Annotated in this window: 12 protein-coding genes; 2 read left to right on the top strand and 10 right to left on the bottom strand. The window is 42.2% G+C overall.

Annotated elements, in window-relative coordinates; translation table 11 throughout:
- Positions 1–3,591: a SpaA isopeptide-forming pilin-related protein gene (locus tag P0G38_RS06275; RefSeq protein ID WP_275854551.1), complete on the bottom strand. Its 3,591-nt coding sequence runs from the start codon at positions 3,589–3,591 to the stop codon at positions 1–3.
- A gap of 343 nt (positions 3,592–3,934) precedes the next feature.
- On the opposite strand from P0G38_RS06275, the gene P0G38_RS06270 reads away from it, so the two are divergent.
- A complete protein-coding gene (locus P0G38_RS06270) occupies positions 3,935–5,428 on the top strand; it encodes a helix-turn-helix domain-containing protein (protein WP_275854548.1) in 1,494 nt (497 codons plus the stop codon).
- Between the two features lie 128 nt (positions 5,429–5,556).
- Here the strand turns inward: P0G38_RS06270 and lepB are convergent, their stop codons facing one another.
- The 7 genes from lepB to P0G38_RS06235 all read right to left on the bottom strand — a co-directional run bounded on the left by lepB (position 5,557) and on the right by P0G38_RS06235 (position 11,059).
- The gene (gene lepB / locus P0G38_RS06265) at positions 5,557–6,105 is read right to left on the bottom strand and encodes a signal peptidase I (protein ID WP_005229602.1); all 549 of its coding nucleotides are present in this window, start codon (positions 6,103–6,105) and stop codon (positions 5,557–5,559) included.
- A gap of 31 nt (positions 6,106–6,136) precedes the next feature.
- Positions 6,137–7,567, bottom strand: a complete 1,431-nt coding sequence (locus P0G38_RS06260; protein ID WP_275854542.1) for a S41 family peptidase — start codon at positions 7,565–7,567, stop codon at positions 6,137–6,139.
- Between the two features lie 68 nt (positions 7,568–7,635).
- Positions 7,636–7,857, bottom strand: coding sequence for a YozE family protein (locus P0G38_RS06255; protein ID WP_275854539.1), 222 nt, complete (start codon positions 7,855–7,857; stop codon positions 7,636–7,638).
- Positions 7,850–8,371 carry a peptide-methionine (S)-S-oxide reductase MsrA gene (gene msrA, locus P0G38_RS06250; RefSeq protein ID WP_005229599.1) on the bottom strand — a complete coding sequence of 174 codons (522 nt, stop codon included), beginning with the start codon at positions 8,369–8,371 and terminating at the stop codon, positions 7,850–7,852. The genes P0G38_RS06255 and msrA overlap by 8 nt, the downstream gene beginning before the upstream one ends.
- Positions 8,371–9,021, bottom strand: coding sequence for a YpmS family protein (locus tag P0G38_RS06245; protein ID WP_275854534.1), 651 nt, complete (start codon positions 9,019–9,021; stop codon positions 8,371–8,373). Before P0G38_RS06245 ends, msrA begins: the two co-directional genes overlap by 1 nt.
- Positions 9,018–10,004, bottom strand: a complete 987-nt coding sequence (locus tag P0G38_RS06240; RefSeq protein ID WP_010749380.1) for an SGNH/GDSL hydrolase family protein — start codon at positions 10,002–10,004, stop codon at positions 9,018–9,020. Before P0G38_RS06240 ends, P0G38_RS06245 begins: the two co-directional genes overlap by 4 nt.
- Positions 10,005–10,216: 212 nt before the next feature.
- Positions 10,217–11,059 carry a DegV family protein gene (locus P0G38_RS06235; protein WP_026008095.1) on the bottom strand — a complete coding sequence of 281 codons (843 nt, stop codon included), beginning with the start codon at positions 11,057–11,059 and terminating at the stop codon, positions 10,217–10,219.
- Positions 11,060–11,185: 126 nt separating this feature from the next.
- Between P0G38_RS06235 and trhA the strand changes: the two genes are divergently transcribed.
- Positions 11,186–11,839 (top strand): PAQR family membrane homeostasis protein TrhA, encoded by a 654-nt coding sequence (trhA, locus tag P0G38_RS06230; RefSeq protein ID WP_005229593.1) that lies wholly within the window; start codon positions 11,186–11,188, stop codon positions 11,837–11,839.
- A 63-nt stretch (positions 11,840–11,902) separates the two neighbouring features.
- On the opposite strand, the gene P0G38_RS06225 is transcribed toward trhA, so the two are convergent.
- The gene (locus tag P0G38_RS06225; protein WP_005229592.1) at positions 11,903–12,391 is read right to left on the bottom strand and encodes a dihydrofolate reductase; all 489 of its coding nucleotides are present in this window, start codon (positions 12,389–12,391) and stop codon (positions 11,903–11,905) included.
- 5 nt (positions 12,392–12,396) lie between these two features.
- Positions 12,397–13,143: a hypothetical protein gene (locus P0G38_RS06220; protein WP_275854527.1), complete on the bottom strand. Its 747-nt coding sequence runs from the start codon at positions 13,141–13,143 to the stop codon at positions 12,397–12,399.
- Between the last annotated feature and the right edge of the window lie 4 nt (positions 13,144–13,147).

The following is a 13,147-nucleotide window of genomic DNA, read 5'->3' as shown; positions in this document are numbered from 1 at the left end:
TCACGAACGGTCAAATTGCTTTAATGAAGGCTTATCTTTGCGCGTAACGTACAGATAGCTACCTGCTAAAAGGACTAGCAGACCTGCTGAAAGAATCGCCAGCCACCCATGCCAATTCCCTCCTGTTTCAGGAAGAGACACTTTCACTTGATTGGTGACGATCAATTCTATTTGATTGTTCTTTTCTCCAGAAACAAGAAGATTCGGCTGCAATTTTTCGTCAATCAAGACACTGCCATCCTCTTCGATCCTAATTTTCACAGGTGCTGTTAAACCAGCATAGCCTGTAGGCGTAACAATTTCTTCTAAGGTATAGCTGCCTGGTGTTAGATCATGGAAATGAAATACCGCTAGCGATTCTTGGGATTCTGGTAATTCTATCGTCTGACCGTTTCCGCTTAAGCGGAATTTTGCTCCCTCAAGCGCTTGTCCCAGTTCATCCTGTTTATTGACAACCAAATCAAAAGGTTTTAACTGATTGCCATGGGTAAGAGTCCAACAGTTGGCATCTGCAGCGACGTTTTCCCCTTGATACTGGATCTTTCCGTCTGAACCAACGACAAACTCATAATCACCAGCAATCGTATCGTATCCAAGCGGACCAGCTGTTTCTGAGATGCGATAAGCGCCCGGCTCAAGAATCGTAAATTCAGCCATCCCCACATCATTCGATGTTTCTGAGGCAATTTCTTGATAATCCCCCGCTGCTGTTTTTTGTTGCAGAGAAAAGACAGCCCCAGCTAACAGTACTTGCTGCTCTTTTTGTACCGTATATTTTCGAATAGCAACTGGAATTTCTGTAAACGGATTGGTGATCTCCAGCGTAATCGTATGATCGTCCACTGTGACGGGTTGCCCATCGATCGTCGTATTCCCTTGCGCATCAATATGAATTAGCCACTCTGTCTGCTTAGACAAATGATGTCCCGCCGGTGCAGTGACTTCCTCCAAACGATAGGTCTGATCTTTTTGCAACACTGTATCTGCTGGCAGCCCATACGTTCCATCCCCTTGATCCACAAGGGTCACTGTCTCTCCTGCCCCCGTTAATTCAAAAACGGCACCTGTCAGCTTCACCTCTCCTACAGCGGATTTTTTGATCAGGTTTAATGCCAAGGGCACAAACGCCTTTGTGTTTTTCCATGTATAAGCGTCCACTTTTGTCGCTTCATAACCTGCCACTGCTCGTTCATTTGTGACTTGATAATCAAAAGTTTCTCCTTGATTGTTATACAGCGGTAGTAAACGGGTTTCTTCGTACTCCGGCCCATCCTTTTCAGAAAGCGCGTAAACCTTGCTTCGTTCCCAAGTTGTCTGGTCTTGGGCATCGGTCTCAGTAAGTTTGAGATACCCTGTTTGCCAGCTTTTCTCATTGCTGACAGGACTCCTGCTTATTTCAAAATAGATCGTTTCAGGACGACTGGAGGTATCGCCATCGTATTCTTCCCAGTGCTTTTTGATCGTCACCTCCTTCCCAGGTGCTTTGGCGGATGGCACACCAAACAATGCCTTTTGATCGGACTGATGATTCGGATAAAATACCGTTTCGCCATTCATTTGATACCAAGTATCTGGTTTAAAATCCGCTGCTTCTGTTTGAATCCGCACTTGATAATGAATTTGCAGTTCTTGCCCTTCGCCTAAATAAAGACCTGAAGCATGGATTGTATTGTCAGACATCGAAATGTCAGGCTGCACCGTTAGAGCAGCAGACCCGACACTTTTGACGGACAAGCTATTTTCTTCGTAGACAAATGGCTGCGAAATGGGGTCAGTAATCTCGCCATCGGTGACTGTTGCCGAAATGTGAAGGGCTTTTTTCTCGAGATAGTCGGCAATATCCGCTGCTTCATTGGCTGACTCATAATAAAGATGGCCATCTTCATCAGCAGAAACCATCTGTCTCATTTTTTTCTCGACATCGGCCTTTGTATACCCAGCGGTTTGATCTCCTTGCAGTTGAATCCCCAACCCATGAATCTCGATACCACGTTCTTTTAACGCCATCGCTTCACCAATCGTGGCGATAAAGGTATTGTTGATCCATTTATAATTGTTCTGTTGATCAAACGCAAAATAGCCATTGTAGAGAAACGATGTATTCATCGGCTGGTCTTGAGTAAGAGAAAAGGCGGTTCCATAATAACTGCCGTCTGCCTGGGTATGCACTTTAGACACATGATAACTGTAAGTAGGAACGCCATCCGTTAGCAAAACGATGACTTTCTTATGTCCATTTTGCGTCGATAGCATATCCCCTGCTTGACGTAGCCCCCTTTGTGTAAAGGTTCCCCCAGCTGCTGTTTCTGGCGTCATCGATCGGATCGTCTCTTTGACTTCAGAAAATTTTCCTAATTGGCAGGTTTTGTTTTGATAATTGCTGCCATCACTGGAATAACCGACATAGCCCATGTAGACACTATCCTGAATGCCGCTTCCTTCAATTTGATTCAAAAAGCGATCCACGCCTTTTTTCACTTCTGCGATCCGTCCCATCTCATTCATACTGCCTGACCAATCCACTACCAACACGACATCGATGGGATCAATTTGACGTTGAACATTCCCTCGTACATTTAGGTAGACATCAAATAGTCCTGGGGTATTCGTCTCTTTGGCAAATTTTCGTAGCGCGAAATCTGCTTCGTCTCCTACACCACCATATTCAATATATGAATGGGTCAAATTTGCTGGATCGCCATTCCATGTAGTTATGCCGTCCCACGTTTCGCCTGCATCCTTGTTCCCCTGATGATTTAAGACGTTACTGTTCTCATCAGTTTTCCAGTTCGCCGCAGGATACGTCCCGCTTTGGTCTGTCGTATAATCTGGTTCAATCGAAGCAAAAGTTTGTGAAACAGTCGTTTTTTGATAAAGACGTTCTTGTTTAAATGGTTCAATGAGCGTTTCCTCTTCAGAAGCACTTGTCGCCGTTCCTGTCTCGTTTGTCTCTTCCTTCGTTTCTTCGTTCGAAACTTCTTTTGAACTTTCAGTCGCCGCTTGCTCCGAGGTCGACTCACTCACGGCTTCTGAAGAGGATCCAGTGCCAGAATTGACTTCTGATGTTTCTGAAGAAGCAGAATTTGTGGCAAGTGGGATTTCAAAAACTGATTCATTCGAAGACAGTAGGTTGTACGATTCTTCACCTTCCTTGTCATATTCTTCGATCTGAATCATCAATTTTAGCTTTTTCGTTTCTTCAGGCAGCTGAAAGATTAGTTCTTGTTCCGTTGGTGTTTGCAAGAAATCTTGGGTTGTAAGCCAAGACTGTGCGGAATCATCCTTGACTTGAGTCATCTCTTCATTGCTTGTTTTTAGTAACAACTGTTCCTTCGTTTCATCGATCGCGTATAGTTGTACCCAGAGACGCTGCTGTTTGTTTTTTTGTGGTAGCTGATAGCATAAAGAAAATTGAGTGCCCTCTTGGTGACCAGTCAGTTTGATCTGCTTCGTTTCAGCAATAGTGATCGTATGTTCTTCTTGTGCACTTGCAGTCCCGTTTGTTTGCAAACTCGAATAAATGAAAAATAGTATCCCCCCTAACATACAGAAAATGAAAGAGAACCCGTGGTGTCTCTTTGTCAAAAACATAAAAAGACCTCCTTTCAAAGAATCAAAAATTACAAGCTGATCATACAAGAAAGAAGCAAAAGACACCTCTTTTTTTTATTTTCTGAAAAATAGAACTAATTGGCACACCTGTAGTTATTCATAAGAAAAAAAAGTTGGTTATTTTAAAGTTAATTCATTATCGATATGTTATTTAATAATGTAAAAAAACTATCGTTTTTCACCTGCGATTTCTATTTTTGTTCTTTATGAGACAGTTCTATGAAAAATTTGTCTCAATTTTTCTAAAAAAAAGCAAAAGTTTTGAGACGTGTCTTTACACCGTTATATAAATAAGTTATTAATAAAATAAGAAGGTGATCATTTGATTGAAAAAATACTCTTAGATACCCGAGCGTTAGACAAAATCGGACTCTACGGAAAACTATTATCAATTGCTCCGGGTGAATACAACCTAGAGTTCGTGAAAAATCTGACCCACTTAAGTGCAACACGATTGAAAAGTTTACTTTCCTCAATCCAAATCGACTTGCAAAACCTCTCTCCAGTAAATCTTTCATTACATAAAAACACCCTGAATCTTCCTAAAAATTTGATTGAATACAACCAATATCAGCAATTTTTAGCGCAAGAAAGTATTTCTTACAAATTATTGTTAAGCATCTTGACCAATCAAGATGAAAGTTTACTGGCATTTTGCCAAAGAAACTATATCAGTCGTTCGACTTGCTTTCGGCAAACAAAGAAGCTGCAAGACCATTTGAAAGAATTCAACGTGACGTTAAATCAGTCCGCTATGGCACTTACAGGTTCGGAGATGGTGATTCGCATCTTATTGTTTAATTTTATCTGGCACATTTCTTTAGGAGATAGTTTGGCGAGGGCATTTGATCAAGAGATCGAAGAACTTTTTGTGACTTACGAAGGAACGAAGTACAAAAGCAAGTATGAGATTGGCAAAAAAGAAGCCTTGCTTCATTGCAAAATCTGTCTATTTCGTATCAAGAATGGCCACGCGACAAATCTTTATCAGTTAACGAACCAGTCCTTTATTCCCAGTGGTGAAAATCTTGATTTCTTTTCAGCTTTTTTTGAAATCATTGATTCAGCGATAGATATTCTTGAGATCAATGCTTTGTTTTTCCTTTTTTATTACTGGCCGATGCTAACTTCAGCAGCAGACGTGCGCCTTCCGATCATTCAAGACTGTTACAAGCATGAAAAATCGGAGTTAAAGGAACTGATGGCTGAATTTGAAGCACACTGCCAAAAATTTCTCTGTGATTTTGATTTCGACCATCAATCGTTTCTTTATATGAATACATATCTTACATTGCTGAAGTTCTGCATATTCAAGCAAAAAGTCCCTCTTTTAAATTTTTTCGAAACAACTGTAATCAAAGATAAGTACCCATTACATACGATTTTGACAAATACGATTCAGAGCTTTTGGCGTAAAATAGCAAACCGCAAAGGCTACGAGTGGTTAAAAGCCTGTTATACGGATCTTGCTTTTTATCAAGCGTGTTTGCTTTACCCCATTTACATCGAAAAGGAACAGAAATATAAGCTTAAAGTTGCTTTTGTCTATGTATCCAATTACTTGGTCTCAATGGAAGTGTTTAATATATGTGAACGATTGCCCTATGTTGAAATTGAACGGATCACGCTGCCCACAGAGGAACCCTTTGACTTTTATATTCTGAGTTCCCCACAGCTTTTACCTCCTTTTACAACCGAGGAAAACACTGCGATCATTGATTTTTGCCGCTACCGTGATTTTGAAACGAATCTATGTCAGAAACTCTTGGCTGCTTTTAATGAAAAAATACAAAGAATAACTGCCAATAGCGCCTAAGTTCACCCTTTTCTCGATACAAATCACATCCTTTTGAAAAAGGATCATTGCTATACAAAATCCCCCCTTGGAATCAACAGATGATTCCAAGGGGGGATGTTTATTAAGAACATTCTATTTTTCTCAGTCTAAATCAGCCGAATATGAGTCAATGGATAATAAACAAAGCGGGCATTGCCTAAAATCGCATCGCCTGATATAGGACCAAAGGAGCGGCTATCTTTAGAGGCACGTCGATTATCACCAATGACAAAATAACTGTCTTTGCCTAATTTCTCCACGCCCAATAAAGATTCCAAATCAAAATCATTGGTATAAGAGGCAGACTCATGATCGTTGCTGCGGTTTTTCACTAGAAAATCTTCATCTACCGGTTCATCATCAATGTAAAGCTGATCATTGACATATTTTACCGACTCACCCGGCAAGCCAATCACCCGCTTGATATAGGTCGAACCATCTGGCAGCTGGAAAACAACGACATCAAAACGCTGGATCGGTGAAATCTTTTCGATGACTACCATATCTCCTTGTTGCAACGTTCCTTCCATGGAGTTCCCTTCAACAGGAACCGGAATCAGTAAAAATGCCCGAATCAAGAAGGCTGTTGCAAAGGCGATCAAGGCATATTTCACAACTAGCCAAAAACGATCAATCCACTGTTTCTTGGCATTCACAAATCTACCTCCTCTCCGATTTATTCCTTACTTATTTTTCTGAAAGCAAGGACAGTGCTTTTAAGTACGCTGGGTCCTCTGCTTTGAGTTTTTCTGCTACTTCTTTTTCAATTGCTTGGGCAGTGTCGGCATCGACTTCACCAGTTGCCTTTAGGTCATGGTCTTCTTGGAAGGCTTTCACAGCTGCAGTCGTCTCGTCATTGAAGGTATCTCCGCTCGTGGCATACCCTAACGCTTTAAGAAATTGATTCAGATTGTTGACAGCCGTTGACGATTGTCCAGCTTTTAAGGCATTATCACGAGGTAATGGCGGGAAATATGCATATTCTGGATAATCCTCTTCATAGTCTGGCATCACACCTTGATCGTTGACCCAATTTTCATTCGGTGTCAGCCATTTCATGACCGTCATTTTTAATTCACTATTATCCCCCAGATCCTTCACATTTTGAACAGTCCCCTTACCAAAGGTTTCCGTACCAACGACTGGGATATCCGCTGATTCTTGCAAGGCTGCAGCAAAAATCTCAGCTGCGGAGGCACTGCCGCCGTCGACTAAAACAACGACTGGCTCTGTGACTTTGAATCCTTCATCCAATGCTTCGCTCGCTTTGGTCTCACTGACAACCCCTTGATTGTTGGCAAACTTCACGATCGTTTGACCATTTTCTAAAAACATACTTGCCATGATCTGGACTTGATCCAGCAATCCACCAGGATTTTGTCTTAGATCAAGAACAAACGATTTCGCACCGTCTTCCCGCAACTCGGTGATCGTTTCTTTCAACTCAGCTGCTGTGTTTTCGGCAAAGGAGGTAATATCAATTCGACCGATCGTATCATCATTTTCAACCAGTTCACCATGGACCGTTTCGATTGGGATCACGTCCCGAGTGATTTCCACATCAAAGGTATCTGCTCCACGCTGAATCGTTAAGGTCACCTGCGTGCCTTTTTCCCCTCGAATCTTACTCACGACTTCAGACAATTCCTGTCCTTGCGTATCTTCCCCATCGACTTTGACGATTCGATCATTCATGCGCAGACCACTTTTTTCTGCAGGGGTGTTTTTGATTGGCGCTTGTGCGACCTCGGGATAGTCTTCCACGATCGACAAAGTAGCACCGATCCCTTCAAAACTTCCTGAGAGGGACTGATCCAAGTTATCCGCATCTGATTGGTTTAGATACGTCGTGTAAGGATCGTCAAGCGCATCGGTCATCCCTTGAAGAGCACCCTCAATCAATGCATCCTCATCGACTTCTTGGTAATAATTCGCAAGGATCTGGTCATACAACGACTGGATTTTCTCCATCCCGCTGGCTTCTGTCGTCGTTTCTGTCGCCGGCTGTGTCGTCTGCTGATTTTGCTGGGCTGTTTGCCATAAATAGACACCGCCTCCCGACAAAATCGCGACACAGACAAGAGAAACGATATATCGGCTTGTCGTTACATTTTTCATTCACAACACCTCTCTGAGAAAAAACAACTTCGTTCTGAGCATTTGTGCAGGCAAAACGAAGGACGTTTTTATTTGTTATTTTCGTGATACTCTGCCCAGATACGATCAAAAATATCCATGGATGGCAAATAATCAACGTTTAGTTCCAGATAAGAAGAGACTTCATCATAATCATCACTGTGCTTTGGAAACTGAATATCATGACTCGCATGAGTGGCAAAGATCTGAGCCTCATCTGTATGACTCGGACCTTTGACTGCCATTAAATAGCTATAAAAACTTTTACGCATGTTCTTGCTCCCAATGATCTTCTAAAAAGGCTGCTCGACGGGCATGATTGCGAGCAAAATTTTCAGGATTCTTTTTGTAGTACTCTTGATGTTCTTCTTCCGCTAAATAAAAGGGTTGCGCTGGTTCGATCGTAGTCACGATCGGATCGGTAAAGCGACCGGAAGCCTGAAGTGCTGCTTTGCTGGCTTCGGCTTTTTTTCGCTGCTCTTCGTTAAAATAGAAGATAACCGGACGATAATTGTCGCCGCGATCTTCAAATTGGCCAAAAGCATCCGTTGGATCTGTTTGCTGCCAATAAATCGTCAAGAGCTCTTCAAAACTGATTTTTTCTGGGTCAAAAATGATTTCTACTGCTTCAGTATGCCCTGTTTGATGGCTTTTGACTTCTTCATAGGTTGGATTTTCGGTATGTCCTGCGGTATAGCCAGAAAAAATCGAATGCACCCCTTCGAGTTCATCAAAGGGCTGGATCATACACCAGAAACACCCACCTGCAAAAATTGCTCGTTCCATTATTCATCCTCCGTTTCAGCTGGTAAATATAAGCTCATTTGAATTTCATCATCTACAAGATTGATTTTGTTTGCCTTGATGAACAATCCGTTTTGCATGCGGAATTGATCCAATCGTATCAGTATAATTTGTTCATCGGCATTGACATCGATCCATTCGGGAAATTTAAAACTACGTTTGATCATTTTCATTACTTCACTGGTGGGCAAATCCAAGGTGCCAATCGATAAACTTTTGGCTTTTAATTGGACATTGCCTTCTTCTGTCACATAAGGATCAAAATAGAGATAAAACGTGATAGGAAACCCTAATACTTGAAACTCGCCTGTTAAGAGTGCTTCGTTTCTCAGCTCAAAATTATATTTTACCTCTTGATCCTTTTGAAAATCAGATAGATAAAAATCAATCAATTGATTGACTTGGCTTTTGTTGCTGTTAACGGTCAGAACAGGACTGCCCTCCCGTTGAACAAGTTCAGCACTTTCATTTAAGCCAGTTTCTCGCTGCTGAAAAATTCTTGAAGCAAAGAAAACCGTTGTCCCCAAAAGGATGCCGACCAGAATTAGAAAAGCAATTTTCCAGTAGTTGATCGATTTTTTAGTGCTTGCAGCTGTTTTTTCCGACTGCTTCGTTGATTCGCTTGGTTTCATTTTGCTTCCTCCTCTAGCAACCAGTAGTTTTGTGTTTTGATCACTTCATCGCGAACGGCATTCGCCATCAGTTGATACCCAAGATTATTGGGATGGAAGCGGTCGCCTTCATACAAAACATTGTTGGTGATATTATTCCCGACAGCTTGCGATGAGTCGGTAGTCGCCGACGTGCTGCTTTGTGTCTCATCAGCATTTGGCGCCGATGACTCAGGTAAACTTCCAGTGTCGGTTGTTTGTGTTGTTTCCTCAGTTGCGTCTTCTTCTGTATCCGCAATACCGACCTCATCACTTAACCCTTTATAGAGCAAATCGTTGATAGGAATAAAAAAGGCATTTTCTTGCTGATTGACGAACGTTTCCGTCTGTTTATTCCAGTTATCAATGATCGTCTGCATGTCGGTGATCTCTGGAAAGTTCAGATAAAATGGATTGTAAATACCCAAAACATAGATTGGGGCATCGCTATTTAGTTCACGGATTTGAGCGAATAAATCTTTTAAGCGTTCATTATATTCTGCCATCGGTTCCGTAAACGTCTCGATACTCAGACCGAAGAAATTGCTTTGGATCACTTTTAAGACGTCATTTCCGCCGACGGTCAAAGTAATCAGGTCCGCTTGACTAAGGTCTTGGCGCAAGTCTTCATCATTTTTGACTCGTTTTAAAATCTGGTCGCTTCGTTCACCAGCGACCCCATAATTTTTGGTTACTAAATTGCTCAGATCATAGCGGTCCTCTAGATCTCCTGCCAAAATAGGCACAAAGCCGCCCCGAGCTGTTTCATCCCCAACACCCTCTGTCAATGAATCCCCAAGTGCGAGGTATTCAATGGCGGATTTTTTCGAATCATTGGCTGCTAGCTTATCCACAGGGGTCAGCAGTGGTTGCGCTTTGGGAACAGCTAAATGAAACAGTACACCCGTTCCAACGGCTATCAGTCCCACAACGATCAAATAAGTTACTAATTTCTTCCATTTCACAGGTATTCAAACTCCTTTGTAATCTTTGCTATTTTAACAAAATTCTCATAAAATTCCTAGTCGCAATCCTTCAAACTTAAGAAAGAAAACAGCTCCCTACTCTCTGAATAGACAAAGAATCGCAGCTTCATTCTGCTTTTTCTTCCTTTCAGCTTTTCATACACCAAAAAGCGATTCGTCGTCAAACGAATCGCTGAAAGGAAGCACCTTTTTTATTCCGTACTGTAAGTGATCGCAAACGCACCTCTACCTGTATGAGTGGCGATGATCGGTGTTGTGTGAAGCAATGGGATCTCCAAGTCAGGAAACAATTCTGCTAGTTCTTTTTGGAAACGTTCCGTGATTTCTAACCCTTCTGCATGAGAAATACCAATTTTCGTCACTTTTGGCATATTCTTCAATTCTGCTTTTAATTCCTCAAACCATTTATTGAACGTCTTGACGCCGCGTCCTTTGACGACTGGAATCAGTTCTGAATGATCAAAATCCATGATCACTTTCATGTTCAGTAAGCTCGATAAAAGACCTTTGGCGCGACTGATGCGACCACCTTTTACTAAGTTTTCTAACGTTGAAACGCCGATAAATAATTTCGTATGCTCACGCACCAGATCCACTTCTGGTAAAACTTCTTCTAGTGTCTTACCGGCTTTAGCCAATTCTGCTGCCCGAATCACTTGAAAAGCCAACGCTTGGTCTGTCGTGTCGCTATCGATCACGGTGACTTTGGCTTTTGATAAATGACTGGCTTGACGAGCCGCTTCCACAGTTCCACTAAGACCTTTGGTCATATGGATCGATAGTATTTCACTGCCATCTTTGCCTAATTCGTCATACAGTTCTACAAAATGACCGATCGGCGGCTGACTAGTTTTAGGTAATTCTTTGGCTTGCGCCATCATTTGCATAAATTTTTCTCCCGGCAGCGTTTCATCATCTGGATAAACGACACCATCGATCATTACAGATAAAGGCACGACATGGATAGCCAAAGCATCACGGACACTTGGTTCCATCGTACTGGAAGAATCTGTCACAATTTTAAGATTTGCCATCATATATTCACTCTCTCTTTAAATCAAGTCTTTTTTCGTGGTAAAATAACCACAGACCATTTATACTAAGTATAACAGAGAGAAAATTTTTTTTCATCTAATTTCGATTCGAAAGGACGGTGCCGAATGCAGCACATGAAGTTTAGTCGCAGATATTTGATCGTCAATGAAGTATTAAATGCAGTAACCCACGGGATCGGATTAGGACTGAGTATCGCAGGACTGGTCATTCTCTTAATCAAGGGGGCAAATCTAGGGTCACCTATCCACATCGTTTCCTATGCCATTTATGGATCGATGATGATTTTGCTCTTCCTCTTTTCTACCTTATTTCACAGTTTGATTTTTACCAAAGCAAAAAAGGTCTTCCAAGTCTTTGATCATGCCTCCATTTTCTTGCTGATCGCTGGAAGTTATACACCTTTTTGCTTGCTTAGTATCCAAGGCTGGCTTGGCTGGTCACTCTTTGTCTTGATTTGGCTACTAGCAATTAGCGGCATCGTTTATAAGTCACTGACTCTTCATAAAAAAGAGACCGTCTCAAAAATCTCCACCCTGATCTACATCATCATGGGCTGGCTATGTGTTATTGCCTTTAAACCTCTGATCGAACATTTAGGCTACTGGGGAACATTTTTACTAGCAAGCGGTGGTGTTTCTTATACTGTAGGTGCGCTATTCTATAGTTTAAAATCTGTTCGGTTCATGCATGTGGTTTGGCACTTATTCGTTATGTTAGGTGCTGGACTGATGTACTTTTCCGTCTTGTTGTATACCTAAAAATGAAGCACTGCTTACAAAAAAAGAACAGGAAACTTTCGCTGCAGAAAGCTTCCTGTTCTTTTATTTTCTACGATAAAATTCAAATTGATGGGGATAATGGTTCTTTTCATCGACGATCCCATCGATCACATGATCAAGTTTCCATTGCGTCCAATCAATCTCTGGGAAATACACATCTCCGTTAAATTCCGCAGCGATCACTGTACGGTACAATTGATCGCAATCGTCAATCATCGCTTCAAAAACACCCGCTCCACCAGTTAAAAAAACGGGATGCTCTTGCTGCTTCACATACGCCAAAATTTCCTCACGGTCATGCATCACTAAGGCGCCGTTGGCTTGATAATCCCGATCACTCGTCAAAACGATCGTCGTACGCTGTGGCAGTAATCTTTTTCCCATGCCTTCAAAGGTTTTGCGCCCCATTATAATCGTATTATTGATGGTTTGCTCTTTAAAAAATTTCAAATCATTCGGCAAATGCCACGGCAGTGTACCATCCGCTCCGATCAACCCCTTTTGATCTTGTGCCCAAAGTGCGATCAACATAAAAATTACATCCCTTCTGTATAGAATGATTCCGAAATAATAGCAGCAACCTGCAGCCGCTGCATCAGCTGAAAAGCTGATTCATGCTCAAATGGATCTTTGTTGCGCTCCTCAAAGCGCAAGCCATCACAGGCTTGGTAAACAATTGTGCCGCCGCTTCTTTGGACATTTCGCGGCCATTCCCCATCGTTTAAACGCGCGTTGTTGTTTTTCAGCAAGGTCGGTATCAGGGAGATAGGAAAGAGAGCACTGCCAGCTGCGACATCAATGTCTTCTATTTGAAAGAAGTCAGCAGCGATCTCGTTGATCAAGCGCTCCGTTCTTTGCCACGTTTGCGGATGACTCGCAAACGCCCTTGCAGTTCGTCCTAGGATACAATACGTATTTTCTGGTAACGGTTGTTTGCTAACTGCCATAAGCTCTTCTGGATAGGTCTGAATCCACGTCACTACGCGATCAAAATCACAAATATGCAGCGAATCCAGAGTTGGCAGGTGGTGCTGGGCAGCATCAACAAGCCTTCTGCGGGCATCCGCTGCTCCTTTTGCTGGTATAAAGATGGCAGTACACTGCTGATTTGATCGAATGGCTTCCTTTAGCTCTGGCACTGTTTCTTCGGATACGGATAGCCAAACTGCAGCATAGTGCTGATGCAAGAAATCGATGACTTGCTCAATGAGCGCTACAGTAATCGATCCAGCATGTCTCTGATGAAAGGTCGCCGCAAAGCCTCGCTTGTGGGGTTTCACCATTACG

Source organism: Enterococcus casseliflavus (genome assembly GCF_029215545.1).
Lineage (GTDB): Bacteria > Bacillota > Bacilli > Lactobacillales > Enterococcaceae > Enterococcus_D > Enterococcus_D casseliflavus.
Note: the sequence above shows the minus strand (reverse complement) of the source record. Positions and strands in the feature narration are given on the sequence as shown.